General features: G+C 46.2%; 17 protein-coding genes. 6 read left to right on the plus strand and 11 right to left on the minus strand.

Annotated features, from left to right (window positions below):
• Positions 1-665: 665 nt before the first annotated feature.
• Complete coding sequence (locus tag QZW82_RS22050) at positions 666-2,060, plus strand: hypothetical protein (RefSeq protein ID WP_293152856.1); 1,395 nt, start codon at positions 666-668, stop codon at positions 2,058-2,060.
• 429 nt (positions 2,061-2,489) lie between these two features.
• Here QZW82_RS22050 and rimI read toward each other — a convergent pair whose 3' ends face one another.
• Entirely contained in the window at positions 2,490-3,146 is a 657-nt protein-coding gene (rimI, locus tag QZW82_RS22055; RefSeq protein WP_293152859.1) for a ribosomal protein S18-alanine N-acetyltransferase, read from the minus strand.
• 111 nt (positions 3,147-3,257) lie between these two features.
• On the opposite strand from rimI, the gene lysA reads away from it, so the two are divergent.
• From lysA to QZW82_RS22070, 3 genes are all read left to right on the plus strand, one after another.
• Positions 3,258-4,682 (plus strand): diaminopimelate decarboxylase, encoded by a 1,425-nt coding sequence (gene lysA, locus QZW82_RS22060; protein ID WP_293123163.1) that lies wholly within the window; start codon positions 3,258-3,260, stop codon positions 4,680-4,682.
• Between the two features lie 176 nt (positions 4,683-4,858).
• Complete coding sequence (gene cdaA, locus QZW82_RS22065; RefSeq protein ID WP_293123166.1) at positions 4,859-5,752, plus strand: diadenylate cyclase CdaA; 894 nt, start codon at positions 4,859-4,861, stop codon at positions 5,750-5,752.
• Positions 5,753-5,772: 20 nt separating this feature from the next.
• Positions 5,773-6,519, plus strand: a complete 747-nt coding sequence (locus QZW82_RS22070) for an isoprenyl transferase (protein ID WP_293123169.1) — start codon at positions 5,773-5,775, stop codon at positions 6,517-6,519.
• 204 nt (positions 6,520-6,723) lie between these two features.
• Here QZW82_RS22070 and QZW82_RS22075 read toward each other — a convergent pair whose 3' ends face one another.
• The 7 genes from QZW82_RS22075 to QZW82_RS22105 all read right to left on the minus strand — a co-directional run bounded on the left by QZW82_RS22075 (position 6,724) and on the right by QZW82_RS22105 (position 13,294).
• Positions 6,724-6,996 carry a DUF3143 domain-containing protein gene (locus QZW82_RS22075; RefSeq protein WP_293123172.1) on the minus strand — a complete coding sequence of 91 codons (273 nt, stop codon included), beginning with the start codon at positions 6,994-6,996 and terminating at the stop codon, positions 6,724-6,726.
• Positions 6,997-7,068: 72 nt separating this feature from the next.
• Complete coding sequence (locus QZW82_RS22080) at positions 7,069-7,548, minus strand: J domain-containing protein (RefSeq protein WP_293229821.1); 480 nt, start codon at positions 7,546-7,548, stop codon at positions 7,069-7,071.
• 107 nt (positions 7,549-7,655) lie between these two features.
• Complete coding sequence (locus tag QZW82_RS22085) at positions 7,656-7,970, minus strand: hypothetical protein (protein ID WP_293152861.1); 315 nt, start codon at positions 7,968-7,970, stop codon at positions 7,656-7,658.
• Between the two features lie 34 nt (positions 7,971-8,004).
• Complete coding sequence (locus QZW82_RS22090) at positions 8,005-8,628, minus strand: HAD family hydrolase (protein WP_293152863.1); 624 nt, start codon at positions 8,626-8,628, stop codon at positions 8,005-8,007.
• A 58-nt stretch (positions 8,629-8,686) separates the two neighbouring features.
• The gene (locus QZW82_RS22095; RefSeq protein ID WP_293152865.1) at positions 8,687-9,583 is read right to left on the minus strand and encodes an Rpn family recombination-promoting nuclease/putative transposase; all 897 of its coding nucleotides are present in this window, start codon (positions 9,581-9,583) and stop codon (positions 8,687-8,689) included.
• A gap of 62 nt (positions 9,584-9,645) precedes the next feature.
• Entirely contained in the window at positions 9,646-11,229 is a 1,584-nt protein-coding gene (locus tag QZW82_RS22100; RefSeq protein WP_293152867.1) for a chloride channel protein, read from the minus strand.
• A gap of 628 nt (positions 11,230-11,857) precedes the next feature.
• On the minus strand, positions 11,858-13,294 hold the full coding sequence (locus QZW82_RS22105; RefSeq protein WP_293152870.1) for a hypothetical protein: 1,437 nt from the start codon (positions 13,292-13,294) through the stop codon (positions 11,858-11,860).
• Between the two features lie 86 nt (positions 13,295-13,380).
• Here QZW82_RS22105 and QZW82_RS22110 point away from each other — a divergent pair, with 86 nt between their 5' ends.
• Positions 13,381-13,983 carry a pentapeptide repeat-containing protein gene (locus QZW82_RS22110; RefSeq protein WP_293152873.1) on the plus strand — a complete coding sequence of 201 codons (603 nt, stop codon included), beginning with the start codon at positions 13,381-13,383 and terminating at the stop codon, positions 13,981-13,983.
• Positions 13,984-14,228: 245 nt separating this feature from the next.
• Here QZW82_RS22110 and QZW82_RS22115 read toward each other — a convergent pair whose 3' ends face one another.
• Positions 14,229-15,017: a thermonuclease family protein gene (locus QZW82_RS22115; RefSeq protein WP_293152876.1), complete on the minus strand. Its 789-nt coding sequence runs from the start codon at positions 15,015-15,017 to the stop codon at positions 14,229-14,231.
• Positions 15,018-15,320: 303 nt separating this feature from the next.
• Between QZW82_RS22115 and QZW82_RS22120 the strand changes: the two genes are divergently transcribed.
• Complete coding sequence (locus QZW82_RS22120; protein WP_293152879.1) at positions 15,321-15,443, plus strand: hypothetical protein; 123 nt, start codon at positions 15,321-15,323, stop codon at positions 15,441-15,443.
• A 10-nt stretch (positions 15,444-15,453) separates the two neighbouring features.
• Here QZW82_RS22120 and QZW82_RS22125 read toward each other — a convergent pair whose 3' ends face one another.
• The gene (locus tag QZW82_RS22125; protein ID WP_293152882.1) at positions 15,454-16,986 is read right to left on the minus strand and encodes a Dyp-type peroxidase; all 1,533 of its coding nucleotides are present in this window, start codon (positions 16,984-16,986) and stop codon (positions 15,454-15,456) included.
• On the minus strand, positions 16,986-18,200 hold the full coding sequence (locus QZW82_RS22130; protein ID WP_293152885.1) for a hypothetical protein: 1,215 nt from the start codon (positions 18,198-18,200) through the stop codon (positions 16,986-16,988). Before QZW82_RS22130 ends, QZW82_RS22125 begins: the two co-directional genes overlap by 1 nt.
• Positions 18,201-18,404: the final 204 nt, after the last annotated feature.

Raw genomic sequence — 18,404 nt, forward strand, 5'->3', positions numbered from 1 at the left:
AATTTACTAGATTTCTTTGCCAAAATAACTCAATATTTTAAAAGTCTAAGTAATTCTATTTACGCCCCGCTTAAAGTTAGGTTGGTAAAGGTTATTATTTGTTTCCCTTTCTCGACTTTCTCCACAAGTGGACTGCTCCCAATCCCAAAAAGGCCAAAAATGAGGCGAAGGGGGAGGAGTTCTCCGGTACGGGAGTAGGAGGAGATTCGTTAATTTCTAAGGTCACAAGCCCCTCTCCTGAAATAGTTCCATTTCGGGCTTCGGTTATATTGTCAGTTGGGCGAGCATCGGGTATACTGGGCGGGGGTTGCAGGGGCGAAAAAGCAACTAGATCTGATTCTATCAATCGCTCCGACGATCTATCAATACTCCGGACAGTTTTTTGAGCAGCGATCCAAAGCCTCATTCTACCGTTAATATTTCATACAGCCCGGAACCCATAAACCGCATTATACCGTTGGTGATTGAAAACTGTCCGGACTATTGATCTATGAAACGTCGAAATATAGAGCCTGTATTTTTGGCGATCGCCAAAATTAGTTGACGTGCCATCAGATCGGATGCCTTTTAATATTGTATCTTCATTTTATGCAACTTCATGTAAAATTGGTATTATGGACGATGTATTTTCAGTTTAATGAACCAATACCAGAGGTAAAATCAACATGGTTGAATCTGTCAAATTGAGCAAAAATCAAACCACCACAGCCGACTGGCGATTAACTCCGGGCTACTTGCATGAAGGTAGGTTAGATTTTGAATCAGCACATATTTTGTTAGGGTATTTCTTGGCAGATAGAAATTCTCTAAATCCACCGGGAGAAAAAGAACTATTTGCTGAAGATGGTATTTTTGAATGGGGACACGCCCAGCCGCTAGAAAAAGTCATAAATTCACGGGAAGATGTGGAGTTTCTGCTCAAAAATCCTAATTTGTTACGCAACTGTATAACCATTATCGAACCCTGGGAACACGTAGGCGTTAACACTCTCGGAGAAGATGTTCGGGCTTCCAAAAACGTTGCCTACATTGCTCAAAAAGTTGCCGACATCGACTCAGTATTATTGCCAGTTTGGTCAACGGGAATCATCGATCCAGAAATAATTGTTCCGGCAATTAGCTGCGGTTATGCCGTAGTAGTAGAAGGAGGCGATCCATCGACATACGATGAATCGACTTGGACAAGTCCAGTCTGTCCGCGAGAGGATATGTTTGCATTAGTGGAAAAATTGCTGATTTCGCGATCGCCCACGAGTGCCCCGGCAATATTCATCTGTGTAGGCCACCAACTGGCTGCTGAAGGTAACATAGGACTGATTCGTCGTGCAGTCAAAGAAGTCCTGGGGATGACATCTTTGAATGGCGATCGCTCAGGTATTGCTCTGAGATCGTTGCAAGAGGTTGCAGGGCGCATCGAAGCAATGGGTAAGACTCTTCAAGTTAAAAAACGTGATGGGCGGGTTGTTGCCCAGGGCTGGAACGATCGGCATTTTGCGGTGACGCGCAATGAATCCAAGGAAGTTGGCGATCGCGTGTTGTTGCCCTATCAGTCTCCAGACGGCGATGCCTTAGATATTCCCTGGGAACTCATCCATGCCCACTCTGTAACAGCAGATGCACATGAAGGTGTCATTGACACGACGATTCAATACGAGCATGAAGTATCAATTTCGATGTTTCACTCAGATGAAGTCAACGAAGAAGCTGTACTGTTTGCTAACTGGGCTTACCGAAGTATTCATGACGCCCTTATTCCTTATCGGCATTTGATAGCTGGAAGTCCCCTGTCATGGCTGATACAACTGCCTGATTCTGTGGAAATTCTTTGTTCGACAGCAGCTAATGGCGAAATAGTTACAGAATGTTCGGCTACGTGCATTAACTACAAAGACTTTGAAACCAAAAAAATTCGACGTTCTTTTACTTGCCAGTTCCATCCAGAATTGCTGTCAGATTTGCGTGCGATCGGTAACAGCGAAGCTCCATCATATGCAACTTTGAAGAATGATGATGGCGTCCGCTTATTTGTACGACTACTGTATGCAGGTATGCAAGAGTAATGCTGTTAGCTTGCTGTCTTTTGGGAGATGAAGATGACAATTGAACTGAAACTATAGCCTTTCAAGCGAAAGATGAGGTATGCTGAGTTATGCTACAACCCTTACACCACCAACCTTTTCAGGTCAAGATTCGTCCGCGAATCAATGTGAGAAAGGCTATATCACAGCAACAGATCATCTTTTGAGCGTTCAATCACTTATTTTGAATTGAGCGCTCATCGGATACACTAGGGCGTCGGTACAGTAGAATATTTTGACAAAAAGAACGAAATATGTATTATGTAGGGCGATCGCATGAGGGCGACAGTAGATCGCGATCGCCAACCATTTTTTTGCCCTCATGCAACGCCGGGCCAAGGTCTACATCAACATACATACTATGCCACTTGTGTCAATTTCTTTTACTGAACCGACGCTCTAGATGTTCGCTCAAAACTCCAAAGTATCGATCGACCCCTGCCAGTTTTTCTGCTGGAGCCGATCGCAAATTTTCACTTTTTCATTCGCCAAATATTGCTGAAATTCGGGTTTTTCAATGCCGTTGCGCCAGAAGATCGCAGCATCTTCTCCCGTGTCTGCATAGTATCGCTTTCGCCGTCCTGCTTCCTTAAAGCCAAATTTGTGGTAGAGAGACAGTGCGACTAAATTAGAGGCTCGCACTTCTAAAGTTGCCCTTTCTAACTGTCTGCGGTTTGCCGATTTTAGCAAAGCCCAAAGCAGAGCTTGTCCCAAACCCTGACCTTGAAAGCGCGGATCGATCGCCAAAATGGTAATGTGAGCTTCTTCTAAAATTGCCCACAGACAACCCAAACCGATGAGAATTTGGGGCATTTTTAGGGGTTCTCCCCCCGTACTCACCGGGTTTTGGGAGGTGAAAATATCAACAGACTCAAGTTCGCTGTCCAATTTTGCCGATCGGCAGTCCCCGGTTGCGGATGCCCACAAACCCAGTAAATCGCTATTAGGACTATCTAACTCGCGCCTGTAGCCTTCGATCGTCCAAAGTCCGCCAAAACAGAGGCGATCGAGCTCTACTGCACTGTTGAGGTGTTCGGCGGCGAGATGTTTGATTCCGAGAAAAGGCACAGGGGATTTTAGATTTAATAATTACTCAAAAGCATCAATCTGGGCGCTGATGACCCAATTGCTTGCCGTCAATTGTACACTGGAGAACACAGTAAGGATAGTTATTGCGCGATGGTATTAACTCAATCTATCGAAAAAGTGGAATCTGGACTTCAGTATCTGTCTAAGTCTCAAGAACCCAGGGAAAGTCGATCGCCCAATCAAGAGCTTTTACCGCTGACAGCCAGCGTCAACAGTAAGAATCATTTGGAAATAGGAGGCTGCGACGTAACAGACTTGGTAGAGAAATTTGGCTCGCCACTGTACATCTTAGACGAAGAAACGCTGCGGGCGACCAGCCGCCAGTACCGAGAGGCTTTTAAGCGGTACTATCCGGGCGAATCTCAAGCGATCTATGCTTCTAAGGCTTGGAGTTGTTTGGCTGTTTGCGCGATCGTCGCGGACGAAGGTTTAGGTATAGATGTAGTATCTGCCGGAGAAATTAAGACAGCACTAAAAGCTGGCGTGAATCCCGACAAAATCTATTTTCACGGGAATAACAAATCCCGCGAGGAAATCAAACTAGCTGTCACCAGTGGCTGCACGATCATCGCAGATAATTGGTGGGATTTAGAGAATCTAGCAGAGTTGGCAAAATTGGGTGTCAGTCACAAAGCTGGTGAGCGGATACGAGTTATGGTCAGGTTTACGCCTGGAATTGAGTGTCACACTCACGACTACATTAAAACTGGTCAAATCGACAGTAAATTTGGATTCGATCCCAACTCCCTCAAGGATGTTTTCATTTACCTCAACAAGCAGCCGTCTTTATCCTGCGTCGGATTACACGCTCACATTGGCTCTCAGATTTTTGAAGTGAAACCCCACCACGATTTAGCAGATGTGATCGTTAAGGCTTTCAAAGCAGCAATTGGGCAAGGGTTGAAGCCGACAGAAATTAATATTGGCGGTGGGTTGGGTATTCGCTATACTGAATCCGACGATCCTCCAAGCATAGATGATTGGGCTAAGACAGTCTGCGACGCAATGGTAGCAGCTTGCAACAATAATGAGAAGTTGCCATTACCGAAATTGCTTTGCGAACCGGGTAGATCGCTCGTGGGTTCAGCCTGCGTCACCGCTTATACGGTGGGCGCTAAAAAAGTCATTCCAGGAATCCGGACGTATTTATCGGTGGATGGCGGTATGTCGGACAATCCCCGTCCAATTACCTACCAATCAGTTTATCGAGTCCTCGCAGCCAACAAAATGTCTGCTGAGTTAACGGAAACAGTGACAGTTGCTGGCAAACACTGCGAATCAGGCGATATTCTGATAAAAGATGCTAAGTTGCCAGAGTGTCAGTCGGGAGATATTCTCGTCGTTACGGCTACAGGGGCATACAATTACAGCATGGCTTCTAACTACAACCGAGTCCCCAGACCGGCAGCGGTTTTGGTGAAAGATGGGAAAGTTGACACGATCGTAGAGCGGGAAACTGACGAGGATTTGCTGAGGTTCGATCGCCTTCCTGAAAGACTCGGAACTAAAAAGTAAGAAGTAAAACATAAAAAGTAAAAAGTAAGATGATTCATTGGGATTTCTTGATGATTGTTTTTAAACTTTTTACTTTTGGCTTGTTCAGTCACGCGATTGGAATAACAACTGTTCATGGTTCACGGGTTCGAGTGCATCATAGTTCGCGGTTCACAGGCGGTAAGGTTCGATGAACCATGAACAATCAACAATCTGGCTATGACTTTGGCCTCATTCAGTCCTTATTGATTCAGGCGATCGATATTGGACTGGTATTTGCCCTTGCGTATTTGGTGCTCGTCATTGTCGGGGAGCGCCGGACGCTTTGGATGGTACGGGGATTTATTATTTTGATGCTGGCGGCGGCGGTGAGTAACTGGGCTGGATTGAGGCTGTTGCACGTGGCGCTCAACAGCTTGGTAACGGGTTCTGCTGTGGCAATGGCGGTAATATTACAGTCGGAGTTTCGCCGATTTCTGGAACAATTGGGTCGGGGGGAAATTATACAACTGTTTGGACGCGATCGCCGACCAACTCCAGAACCAGACAGCGTAATAGATGAAATTGTGGACGCAGTAAAAGAACTTTCGCAAAACCGCACGGGCGCTTTATTAATTGTAGAAACAGATTCTCCGATCGACGATCGGGATTTTTCAGTTCCGGGAGTGAAGCTAAATGCGGAAGTCTCTAAGGAATTGTTGCAAACTATCTTTCAGCCGCAAACTTTGCTGCACGATGGGGCTGTTTTGATTCGGGCTTCGCGGATCGTGTCGGCTGGGGTAATTTTGCCTTTGTCGGATCGCAGCGCCTCGCGGCAGTTGGGAACCCGCCACCGGGCAGCGATGGGGATTACGGAACGGGTGCAAGCTTGCGTGTGCGTCGTGGTGTCGGAGGAAACGGGTTCGATTTCTCTGGCGCAGATGGGAACTTTAAATCGACCTTTGACTAGCAGCAAACTTAAGGAATTGCTGGAAGCAAAGCTGTTTCCGTCGGATGGAGAAAGAGTGGTGACTCCAATTCCCATCGGCAGTCTCGGACGGCAGATAGGATTGAAGGGAGTGACACTGTTAAAACGGATACTGCGCCGTTAGTCTGGTAATCGGGAGAAACCATGAGTCAAGGAATTTGCTTGGAAAAGTTGCCTGCTGATCTAAAACTAGAATTACTGCCTAAGCACATAGCAGTGATTATGGACGGGAACGGGCGCTGGGCTAAGAATAAGGGGTTGCCGCGGATTGCGGGACACCGCCGAGGGGCTAGCGCTCTCAAAGAACTGCTGCGCTGCTGCAAAGATTGGGGGATTCCAGCTTTAACGGCCTATGCTTTTTCGACGGAGAATTGGGGGCGGCCGGCTGGGGAGGTGGACTTTTTGATGAGTTTGTTTGAGGGCAAGCTGCGGCAAGAATTGCGGGAGATGGTGGACGAGGACGTGCAAATTCAATTTATGGGGGATTTGCTGGCTTTGCCGAAGTCTTTGCAGGCGGAAATCGAGCGTTCTGTTACCGCAACTCAGCACAATCAGGGGATTCTGTTTCGGGTGGCGACGAATTACGGTGGCCGCCAGGAGATTGTACAAGCTTGTCGGGCGATCGCCACTCAAGTACAAGAGGGCAAGTTGCAGCCAGAGGAGATTGATGAGGTTTTATTTAAACGCTATTTGTATACTGCTGATGTTTGCGATCCGGATTTGCTGATTCGGACGAGCGGGGAAATGCGGCTGAGCAATTTTCTGCTGTGGCAAATGGCTTATTCGGAAATTTACATTACTGAGACGCTGTGGCCGGATTTCGATCGATCGGAATTTCACCGCGCTTTGTCTGATTATCAGCAGCGCAGCCGCCGATTTGGCAAAGTCTAACGATTTTGGATTTTGGATTTTAGATTAATTTTTCAGTTTGCAATTAGGTATTGATTCTGAAGTATATTCATCAATCTAAAATCTAAAAACGATTTTGGAATTTTGGATTTTGGATTTTAGATTAATTTTTCAGTTTGCAATTAGGTATTGATTCTGAAGTATATTCATCAATCTAAAATCTAAAATCGCAAATCTAAAATCTAATTAGGGGCCTGAGAAAACGGCATCTTCAATGTCGTGACGCGAGAGGGAGTATTTGAAGGCTCGCTGAATGTCTTGGCCGTCGGCTCCGGCGTCAATATAGCGGACAGTGAGTTGGTCGATATCGAGGGAGAGTTCTGCTTTCCAGGTAGGTCGATCGATCTGCCAGCAGTGGAGTTCTCGCCGATCTTGCTGGCAGCCGCGGCTTTTTAGCCACTGCTCGATTTCTGGCAGTGGATGGCTATACAAAGGAGTGTCAGCGGAAGGAAGAGTCATAGGATTTTAGATTTTAGATTTTAGATTTTAGATGGGGGGATTCGGGGATTTGGGAATTGGGGATTTGAGGGTTTAATTGCCGCGAATTAAGCCGATCGCGATCGCCAGTACCAAGCATCCGACTAAAGTAGCCCCCATGATAAATAGAGCGAATATTTCGCCGGGGGACAGAGGGCGATCCGTGGGATCTAGGTAAGCCGAGTTAGAAGTTTTTTTACTCGATCCCGAAACCGGAGTGTTGAAGCCCGGGGGCGACTGAATCACGTTCAGGCGAGAATAACCTATTTTGAGATCGTAGGCGAGGCGGCGTTCTGGGTTGCTGAGGGTAGCGTAGGCGTTATTGAGCTGTTGAAATTTGGCGGTGGCGACTGCGGGTGGCAAGTCGGTAGTATCGGGATGGTAGAGTTTGCTCAGTTCCCGGTACGATCGCCGAATTTCGATCGCGGAGGCTGAAGGATGCAGCCCTAACAAGCCGTAATGACTGGAACCCAAGGGGGTTTTTCCTGGTGTTTTCTGACTTTTGTTTTTCGCAGTTGCCTCGTTTCCTGCCACCGAAGCCCCTCTCTGCCGATTGTTGATAATATTTGATTATTTTACCCCAGAGTTGAGTGTAGTGCCACTGTCTGCCAGATCGAGGGGTTGAGTGCGGGCGATCGGCTCTACTTCCTATCGATAGGTCGTTTTAAGCGTTTATTGTTTAAAGCCTCTCCTCTTTTCAATGCAAAAGATTTAAGTAGTGCCGAGAGCAAAAAGATACAGGCGAAGAATGCTACTAACTGAAACCCAAGCAACAAAGCTGTTTTAGGGTGCAAATGATATTTTTGACTTGTGAGTTGGTCGTAAATCAGGACTAATGGCGAGCCTACTACCCCAAATAGCCCCAGATAGTATCCATAGTCACCTATACGCCAAAGCAATCCCAAGAACCAACTTTGCTTGCGTAGTTTTTCATATTCAGGATAATCCAGTGACATAAAAAATCGATTTTTCCTACCTCATTACTTTAAACTAGGAATCGCTTTCTCGCAAATTCCGTACATCTTCAACAGTCAGCCCTGTAGTTTGGCTGATGGTTTCATCATCTAGGCGTGAAAGCCGATTTCGCCATAACCTTTTCTCAACACTGCGGATATTTTCTGCATATCTCAGTTGCTCCAAGTAAAGCAGCAAATACTTCAACTCATCATCAGTCTCATCCCCTTCAAAAGGGTTTACTCGTACTAGATTACCATAGCTGCGCTCCCACTTTTGAGGCGTATCATCCACTGCAACGATCGACTCTAGACGATACCCTTTGCGCTTGACTTTTTTAATATTTTTGCGATTGTAATATTCAAACCACTCAAGATCGTAGGCAATTGTGCAGCGATCGCTTGCCCACACAAACGATAAACTTTGGGGATCTTCAAAGATGGCTGAGACAATTGCGCTCGCATAAGACGGCGTTGAAGATGTCCAGACTGCAACCTCAAACCAGTCTAGGCAATTTTTCAAAAAGACATCAAGAAACGGTCGTTTGTAAATGTAATATGGCTCCACTAAAAAGTCAGCTTGCCGAGGGAGAGATGCTTCGGTAGCATAAATTAAAGTTTCATCAAGATCCAGAATCAATAATTTTTTGCTAAAATCCACAATCAAAAATCCTTCATCACTAAATCTAGCTCGACTCCCTGTGCCCAATTACTTTAAACTATGAATCTCCCCGCAAATTTTGCACTTCCTCAACGCTAAGCCCAGTAACTTGGGCGATTGCGCCATTATCTAGCTGTGAGAGTAATTGTTGGGCGATCGCCAGCTTTTCTTCTCGCTTTCCTTGTTCTATGCCTTGTTCTATGCCTTGTTCTATGCCTTGTTTTATGCCTTGTTTTATGCCTTCGTTAAGCGACTTAATAATCGCTCCCTGTTGGTCATAAATAAACTGTTCTCTTTTGTCTAAATCTGCCACTTCTTCTCTGCTCAAACTCGCTTGACTCGCAATATTAAAAGCTTCATGTATTTCTGGTATACTATCCATTGTTTCTGGAACCGATGTCAAAGTTCTGGCATTTTTCATGAAATAAATCCATTTGTCTGCTAAAGTTTCAAGTTCCTCCTCTCCTTTGATAAATTTCGGCAATTCTACAAATACTAAATCTAGCTCATTTTCGGGATATGTAAAGTTTTTATTGACTTCTTTTAACACAAATCTCGAAATAAATTCTGCATTCTCAGGAAACATCTCAAAGTCAGTAATTGTCAAAGCAATTACTGGCTTCAATAGTCGATAGCCTTGGGCTGCTTCCAATTGAAAAGCATAGGTTTTAGCTGCATTGTAAAAAACCCGCTTGCCAAAAGACTGGACGTTGAGCACTTGCATTTCAATAATTACTAAAGTGCCGTCGATCAGTTTGGCTTTCACATCGAGATAACTATCTTTTAAGCCTTCTAGTTTGGGAGGCAGATTCGGGTTAATAATTTCTAAGTCTTCGATAGTGGAATTGCCTTCATAAATTAAGGCGTTGAGAAAGCTAATTAGAATCTCTTTGCTTTGTGAGGAGCCGAAGATTTTTTTGAAGGCGTAATCGGTTTTCGGGTTGATAAATATCATAGTAGTCAGATTTAGTTTTAAGGTTATCGGTTTGGTGGCGAAGCAACAGGATTTGAGAGCGGTCAAACGGCAGATTTTGTTTCAGGTAATGGCTTGACATTTTCTGGCAAATGTGAGTTGCCGATCGCCAGCACGGGCTCATCGTCCCTGTGTTCGTTATCGATCGGCAGTTGGCAAGAAATCAATTCTGTGACGATCCGATCGCCCAAAACATCTTCCCAATCCTGCAACTGTTCCCTGGCTTTGATCGGCTCGTTGACAGCTACATCTACGCCCATTTGTTGGAGGTTGAGGCTGTGGGCTGTCGATCGACGATTGACAAACTCCACCAGCCAAACGCTCAATCCGACTGCGGCCATCAAAGGCAACACAATCCGGTAATCGCGGGTTAATTCAAACATCAATAGAATGGCTGTCAGCGGTGCTCTAGCGCTACCTGCGAGGACGGCGGCCATACCCACCATTGCGTAGGCGGCAGGGCCTGCGACTCGATCGCTCAATGCCGGGATCATTTCCAAAAAGATGCCGTAAGCCGAACCCAAGGAAGCTCCCAAAAACATCGCCGGGGCGAAGATACCACCCACTAAACCGCTACCAAGGCTGATAGCTGTCACCGCCAGTTTGACGAATAGCAGCAACAGCAGCAAAGACAAGGAAAATTTGACATCTTGGAGCATTGCTTGGACTGTTTCGTAGCCCACACCCAAAATTTGAGGCAATTGCAGGGCGACTAAACCGACGATCGCACCGCCGATGACGGGATGAAGCGGCCGGGGCAGTCGTCCGAGCCAAGTAAATCCTCGGGTTTTTCCTTGAAAACAGCGATCGGCCAATTGAATTGCTTCTGTATAAGCTAGGGAAACTCCGCTCGCCAAAAGTCCCAATCCTATGTACAGCGGCAGTTCTAGCGGGCTGCGGACATCATAGACAGGCAAAGCAAAGGCAGGCTGAGCGCCCAAACAAATTTGAGCTATCAGCGCCGAAACTACGGCGGAGAGCAAGACAACGCTGACTGAGGAAGTGGCAAAAGTGCTGCCGAGCACGACTTCTAAGGCAAAAAAGACTCCGGCGATGGGAGAGTTAAACCCCGCGGATAAACCTGCTGCTGCTCCCGCGCCGAGGAGCAAGCGCTGCCGTTCTGGGGAAAGCTGCAAGATTTGAGCTAGCAACATTCCGAAGTTGGCGCCGATTTCCACGCTGGGGGCTTCCGGGCCGAGGGAGGCGCCGGTGCCCAGGGATACTGAGGCGGCCACCATTTTGGTGATGGGTTTGAGCGGGGAGAGTTCTTGCAGCCCCCGCGTCGCGGCAATTAAGGATGACATATTCGGGCCAAAATCGCGAAACCGCCACCGCATCAGCCCGATGATGACTCCGCCGAGGGTGGGAATGCACGCTAGAGTCCAAGATCCCGAAGAGGCGATCGCCCCCATAAAGTCTTCCAGCATCAGGCTGTGGATCAAGTGGATCAGGTAGTGAAATGTGACGACGCCTGCGCCAGTAACTCCCCCGATCACTAGGGAGAGGACGAGCAGGAGGGTTTCTGGGTTCGGATGCAGGCGGCTGAACAGCGGGCTGAGGCGGGAGGAATGGGGAGTTTCTGCGGTTGGGCCGGGCGGCAGCAGCTCCACAGGATGGGTGGCTTTCATTTAGCGGTTCATTCTTCTGTGAGAAGTTAGATAAATATTACATTTTATTTCTTATTTTCATTTTGAGTGATTTCATGGGAATTGACAAGTTAATTAAGGCGTATTTTATGGCAGATTTTTGGGGCTGGCGGCTGGGATGGAATGACCGCTTCTGAGGGTGAGTGAATTTTAGCTGATAATTGTATGCTCAGTTACATTGAAACTTAGATAAACTGAGTGATAATCCTAACTAACTATATCTATAGTCTTATAGTTTCGGGCGAAAGTTTGTAGTGAGGACTTCAGCCCTCGGGGAATAGGACTAAAGTCCTCACTACAAACCTAATTTGAGATTTGAGATTAAACAAAAAATCTCAAATCGAAAGTTTGTAGTGAGGACTTCAGTCCTCAGGGAATAGGACTAAAGTCCTCACTACAAACCTGTTTGATGGTGGCTGTTCGATCGCAACTATAGCAATTGCCACAACGGTGAGGACATAAATAACCTCATGAATAGAACCGATATCCGTCAAGGATAAATGGTTTAATTGCCGTACTGTGCAACTTTCAACTATCAACTCTATAGGGCCCGCACTCTTGGCAGGGCCCCTACAACTGTCAACTGTCAACTGTCAACTGTCAACTGCTATCATATCGGTTGTTGCGCGGCCGGGATTCTGGGTTTGGGTTTGGCGATCGACATTAGCGGATCGCCGATGGTGGCGACTTTCCAGGGCGGGGATTCTAGCTGGCGGGCTGCGATCAAAAAGGGTGCCCCTCGTTTTAGGCGATCGACCATTATTTTAGGTGGAATAAATGCAGATAACAAAGGTTCGTTGACGCTGCCGACATAGGCGTAAGCACCATTTTGCAACCACCTGCCAGCAACGGTATTTGCATCATCTGGATCTGCTGCTGACCAACTGTGAATCATGTGGATTGCTGCGGGAAATTTCAGTTTTGGTATATCCTCAACCACGGCGTCACCGTTACCGACTTGGAATGATTTGGGATAGCCTTTGGAATTAATTAATATTAAGTCAAATGTCCACGGTTTGGATGCTACTAAACTCCGCCACAATTGAAGGGTAGACTCGGGTTTTTGCACTAATTCGACATTCAAACCTATGCTTTTTAGTCCGCTAGCTGCTGACTCCATTTCATATTTTCCCCAATTTCCTTCTTTTGGGTAACTGTCATACAGCATAGCTGTTTCGCTGTCGAGAAATATGGCGCACATGGCTTGATAGATCGATCGCACTTGGGAACCGTAAATCCAGCCAGTGGCGGCCCAACGTTCGCCATTGGGATGCCGTCCCAAACCGTCGGTAACAGCTAATTGTTCGTCTTGCTTTTGCGGAGATTGATATTTTACTGCTAGTTGGCGTACAATCGCGATCGAGTCGATCGCATCTCCGAGTTGAGAGTAAAAATATCCGGTAGATTCGACAGCTTTAGTAACTGCTGTTTGCAGAGTTTTCCACTGTGCAGTATTAAGGTTATCATTGGGTTTTCCGAAGTTGCCTTCGAGAAATACTAAAGGTTGGCCGCGGGCCGCTGCTAAGGCAACTGCGGCTAAACGTGCTGAGTCATTTTCTGATGTGATTACTACTCCTGGCGGTTCCCAGCCGAGTTCCGTCCATTTTGCTTTTAAGGTTTCACGATCCGTGGCATTCCAGGCTGCTGCCGTTGCCTTCAGCATTAATTGTTGGAGTTTTTGACCTTTTGGCATCTCCTGTTTGATGCTTGGTAAACGGAGGATTTCGGCGGGTTGGAAGCGCTGCAAAAACATCGGCGCATATTTCTTATCTTCCATCAGAATTGGCCAGCGTCCCTTGAGATTCCACTTTTGGATTGCGGCTAAGAATGTGGCTTCGTCGGGGACTAAAACTATGCGGTTGACTGTTGGGATGTTCTCGCGGATCAGGCCGACTCGCAGGCCTATTTGCACTGGCCAGGGTTCTTGTTTGGCTGAGGCGGGGAGTTGAAAAGGTTTTTTGAGAAGGCGATCGCACCCGATGCCGATTGTTGCTAGGATGGAAATAAGGGCGATCGCTAGCAATTGAAGTTTTAACTGTTTTTTCATGAGGGAAGGGAAGAGCAGTAAAAAACTCTATCGCCAACACTATAATTTATAAGTATATTTTTATACTAATACCGGATTTTCGAGGCATGACACAAAGAAAGATTGTAAGTGCGATCGGGATGGCGACTGTTTGGGCGATCGGCTTAGCAACTACAGGTTTAATAATTTTCGCAGCCAATGGTTCGTCAGTCAAGCATCAAATCCGACAATTGCTTGTAGCGAGGGAATGCCGGGGGTGCAATCTTTCCGGGGCCAATTTGAGTGCAGTTTTTCTCGAAGGCGTCAATTTAGAAAAAGCCAACCTAAAAGATGCCAATTTATGGAGTTCCCATTTAGTAAATGCTAACTTGAAACAAGCAAATTTGGCTGGTGTTTACCTGATAAGCAGCAATTTGGTAGGGGCTAATCTGGAAGCAACCAATCTGGAAAGTGCTTGGTTGGAGGATGCTTATTTGGGAGGTGGTAAGTTAAAAAATGCTAATTTTAAAGGTGCTTTTATGAAAGGTATTTTTCTAGTTAATGCTGACTTGGAAGGAGCGAATTTGGAGGGGGCAAATCTGTGGATGGCGAATCTGGAAGGTGCTAATTTGCAGGGTGCTAATTTGAGAAATGCTTTGCTGTTGGAGACAAATTTGACCGGGGCGAATTTAAAGGGCGCGGTGATGCCTGACGGCACGCCGCACGAATGAAAGTCTGTTGTAGGGTGCCTCGCCACCAACCGTTCCAAAGAGCGATCGACCATCTATGAGCGACGCACCAGAGTGGTAAAGTTGTAGGGTGCGTCGCCGCCAACCATTCCCAAGAGCGATCGACCATCTATGAGCGACGCACCAGAAAGTCGATCGATTGAGAGGCGATAATTGACACTTGTCAGTTACCAATTACAATCTAATATTGCATTCTTTACCTTTACTTCCCTTTTTTGATAAAGGCATCACGGACGGAATAGCATATCTTCTGGTTTGTACTTGAGTTTGAGTTTGTCTCCACTTACTTCTATAGCTGTAGAGAACTTAATGTATCTGCGATCGGGAATTGTGAACAGGCGATCGCTACCTCCTGCTAGAGATTTAACAAATTCTTGCACAGTTTGATTTTTATTAGATGGGCGGCGGTAGAATGTTTCCAGCCGCCGCCACAGTTTCGGAAAAATTGGCGGTAATTCGGCAAGATTCACGGGCGGTTTGATGGTAACTCCTTTGTTAGAAACATCGTTTGACCAAATTCCTTTATCTGCTTTTCTAGCAGCCTTCACAGCTTCAGTCATGACATCCCGCAGTTCTTGATAGAGGGTTTCATAGAACATGGGATAAACCCATCCTTCTGCAAGGAGTTGGTAATTGATACTTTGCTGGAGTAAATCGGACTCCAAGAAAATAGGCGTACCATCTGCTTCAGGAGAATCGCCCGCAAACGCAAAACAAACAGGCCTGCCATTTTTGTCAGCCTGGCCGGACAAGATATATCCCGGCAATCCGTTTTTATTGCCACCCAATAGTTCAATATTGCGGGCGGTAGCATCCGATGAAAAAGGTTTTTTTGCTGCTTTTTCCAGGGCGTCAACTGCTTCATATCGAAGTTGGACTTCTCCTCCTGGTTTAATATCCACTCGTCCTTCGAGTTGGTCAAATAGGGTATCATCATCTGCGAGAAATCTTACAGAGTCACCATCTGGGAAACCGCTGGTAGGATTGAAGACACCTTTAATAGTGATAAATGACACGATTCAAACCTCCCGATCGCTACTTGTATTGCAGGGACTTTACTATGATACACCAGAGGCAGCTTCGATTAATGCACGTTCGATCGCGATCGCTCCGAAATTCGGGTTAAATATTTATTCGTTCGATCGGCGATCGAAATCGCTTTGTAATCCGCCTTAACTCAAAGAATACACCACCCCGATCGCCCTGCCGGTGAGAAAAAGTGACATGGTTTTGTAAAGGTTTGTAAAGGTGTCAATTGTTGAATTAGGGGAAAGGGCGATCGCACTTGCAACCTTGAATACAGATCCGATCGATTTGGAATGCGAATAAACTTAATCGAGCTGATGTCGGAAATAGACTTGAACTCAAAATCAGATATCTCGGCTGTTCGCTCCAACGCAGTGTTCGATCGCTTGTTAGGCGATGCTTCTTGTTTAGGGTAGCTTGTGAAAGTTAAAGGACATTTGAAAAAAAACGGATTCCTGGAGCAAACATATACTCGCCCCCCCTTGCCACTACCCACCCACCTGGATTTGGCAGGTCAAATTTGTTAGTGCCATTTACCAAAGGAATTTTAGTATTACGTGCAGCACTGAGGATCGGATCTACGCCTCCATTAGCATGGGGCTTATTTGCCTCATTTACCCAGTCATTCATTAAAAACTCGAACTGGTTAACAATTGATGTTTGGAACGCCACGAACAAAAGACCTCTCTCATCTTGAGGTTTATCTCCTATTTCTTGACCAAAGGTAATACCGCGTCGAAGGAGTAACTTCTGAAAAGTTCGCTCCTTTATACCAAGATCTCTTACATCATCATCCCTCGGATTTACCTTGCGAATGTGTGCTGCGAAAGGACAGATTAGTCCACTTGGATCGGGTAGGTTGAGCGGATATGGATCGTTCGGTAGCGATACAGTCGTTGCTTCAGTAAAGGTGAAATAGTTCTCACCTAATTCTTGTTCTCCACGGTCAACATTGGGATCGCGCATTATCGGCCATCCAGATGCCCATCGACCGACAAGCAACGCACCAAGTCGCTCTGGAGAAAGGTCTGGATCGAAACCATTTTGACGTAGAGTTTCAGATGCTTCAGCAAGGAATGTATGAAACCCCTGCACGTTCTGAGATAATCTCCGATAGACTAAGAACGAGCCATTTACTGCCCAAGCAGGTCCAGGAGGATCAGAATTTGGACGACTCGATTCTGGTTTATCTTTAAGCTGTCTCAAGTAGCCAAACAAAAAATGACCTGGCCATACTAGAGGACGACCAGGTGCAGCAAATCTACTACGGTAGATATCGAATGCTGAATCTTCTGGCCATGTTCGTGGTTCGATAAAATCATCTGGTGCAATGGATTTGCGCCCTCTAATTGCTGGATGCGAAATGCCATCCTTGAAACCGAAGTGTTCATGCCCAGCCAGTGCACCAGGTCGAACTCGACCTCGATCGACATGAATTCGCTGTAGTCCCTGCTGTTGTGCTGAAGTGATGAGTTCCTCTTCAGCTCTCACCGCCCAATCAAGATTATCAGTTGCGATAATAAGAAGTACATCTGGACGACGAGAACCAGCCCCAAACATCCAAGTTTCTGGTGCTCCTGGTTTACCACTGCCCCGAGGCGGGTCGCCAATGGAGGCTGCTCTCTCTTCAAGTCCTAGTTTAAAAGCTTTATCGTCGAAATCCTCAATATCTGGTACGCCGAGTTTCGCAAGTCCTTGTGCTGAAATTGCACAGTTGAGAAACAAGAAGTCAAGATTGTCGGGTTCGTACCCTAACTTCAAGCGCATCGCCTTCCACATACTGTGAGCAGCAAGAACCTCTCTGGCAGTCCACAGTCGTGGAGCGAGTGACTTGAGCCACAGTCGTGCTGGCTCTGGATCGACAATTTGAAGGAACAAGAAGTGTTGGCTATCCTTCTTGAAGCCTGGCAGGACATTGCCTTGGATGTCATCAAGATCTAAGACTGGCTCTTCCAACATTACATCTCTCCTCGTGTTCTATTTGTGGTCATGCGGCTAGACATACTACTAAGCGCAGTTACTACACTTGAAGGAGTTACAGCCACAGGAGTTGGTAATGGAAATGGGCGTATACCAGTGCAACCGATCGCTCGGGGCAACGGAATTGGTTGGGGGTCACTTACCAAAACTCCGACACGCACATTGATACGAGCTGCAATCTGGGCACCAAATTCGATTTGCTCGCCACCAATCTTGATATCTGAAACTGTGTAGCCCTTGCTCTCAGGTACTGAGTACACAGCACGAACTATATAGGATTTATTTGGATCGGCATCCTGTGAACCTCGTAACACTTTCCAGAATGCATCGGCTGGAGTTGCATCAGGAGTTTCCCAACCGCTCCAATCAACATCACTCATATACAATCCAACTGGATTCTCAATGGTAATGAAGCGGTTTTCCCCCGAAAACTGATTGATGGCATCTCCAATACTCGGATCGCTCTGACGTGCTTCATCACCGTACCGGGCACATTTAATCAGTCCTTGTGCATCTGTAATGGGATTACCAAGACCATTAATTCGCAAAATACAAGACCGCGACACAATGTTCACCTGGGCACCAAGCGTGTTGTTCGGTTGCTGCATATGTACAGCAAATTCGTTGTTGTAACGGTTGTACCAGTCGTATTTACCACGGCTGTCAACTAAATCATCAATCGAGATTGATTGAATTCCAGTAATCTCCCGATAGACATCTACTAATAGATCGCGTGATTCCTCTGAAGTATAGAACATGAAATTGTAATATTCTGGAGGCTCACTCGTGAAGATAACTTCTGTAATCTTGTTGTCGCTGTTACGTTTGACACCCCATTCGCAATATTCATCTTGAATTCGGGTAATAACGGATGAACCATCCTGGAGATTCAAACGTTGCCGTCGATCTAGATAGGTAAATTTCTCATTTGTGTTGTTGAATTGCTCATCAAAGCTTGTCGGGAGTGCTGACCAAATAACATTCTTCAGTTCCGAAGAGGACAGGATAGGCATTGATGCTGGATTATATACGCGTAAATCACTGTCGGAACGCCCCCATCCTTGCAATTCTTCTAGCGCATCACCATAGAGATTGCTTTCATACTGCTCATTGATAAAGGCACTCCATAAGTCTTTTAGTCCAGAAACACGCTCAAAATCAGTCAATTTTGCGGTTGGCTCAAATACCCACATTTTCAATGCTCCTTTAGATACCTTAAACAAGACAAATTACACTTTTTACTCTGCCTTAACTCAAAGAATAAACCAGCTCGATCGCCCTGTCGGTGAGAAAAAGTGACAACCTTTTGTAAACTTGCGTAAATTCCCCGATCGCCCTGCCGGTGAGAAAAAGTGACCATTGTAAAATTCTGTAAATGGGTAAATTGTTGAATTAGG

Source organism: Microcoleus sp. bin48.metabat.b7b8b9.023, from assembly GCF_013299185.1.
Classification (GTDB): Bacteria; Cyanobacteriota; Cyanobacteriia; order Cyanobacteriales; family Microcoleaceae; genus Microcoleus.

Coding starts and splice junctions, on each gene's coding strand:
- QZW82_RS22120 (WP_293152879.1), top strand. CDS start 15,321: ATGCGAATAAACTTAATCGAGCTGATGTCGGAAATAGACTTGAACTCA.
- QZW82_RS22100 (WP_293152867.1), bottom strand. CDS start 11,229: ATGAAAGCCACCCATCCTGTGGAGCTGCTGCCGCCCGGCCCAACCGCA.
- QZW82_RS22075 (WP_293123172.1), bottom strand. CDS start 6,996: ATGACTCTTCCTTCCGCTGACACTCCTTTGTATAGCCATCCACTGCCA.
- cdaA (WP_293123166.1), top strand. CDS start 4,859: ATGAACAATCAACAATCTGGCTATGACTTTGGCCTCATTCAGTCCTTA.
- QZW82_RS22130 (WP_293152885.1), bottom strand. CDS start 18,200: ATGTGGGTATTTGAGCCAACCGCAAAATTGACTGATTTTGAGCGTGTT.
- lysA (WP_293123163.1), top strand. CDS start 3,258: ATGGTATTAACTCAATCTATCGAAAAAGTGGAATCTGGACTTCAGTAT.
- QZW82_RS22085 (WP_293152861.1), bottom strand. CDS start 7,970: ATGTCACTGGATTATCCTGAATATGAAAAACTACGCAAGCAAAGTTGG.
- QZW82_RS22125 (WP_293152882.1), bottom strand. CDS start 16,986: ATGTTGGAAGAGCCAGTCTTAGATCTTGATGACATCCAAGGCAATGTC.
- QZW82_RS22070 (WP_293123169.1), top strand. CDS start 5,773: ATGAGTCAAGGAATTTGCTTGGAAAAGTTGCCTGCTGATCTAAAACTA.
- QZW82_RS22105 (WP_293152870.1), bottom strand. CDS start 13,294: ATGAAAAAACAGTTAAAACTTCAATTGCTAGCGATCGCCCTTATTTCC.
- QZW82_RS22050 (WP_293152856.1), top strand. CDS start 666: ATGGTTGAATCTGTCAAATTGAGCAAAAATCAAACCACCACAGCCGAC.
- QZW82_RS22110 (WP_293152873.1), top strand. CDS start 13,381: ATGACACAAAGAAAGATTGTAAGTGCGATCGGGATGGCGACTGTTTGG.
- QZW82_RS22095 (WP_293152865.1), bottom strand. CDS start 9,583: ATGATATTTATCAACCCGAAAACCGATTACGCCTTCAAAAAAATCTTC.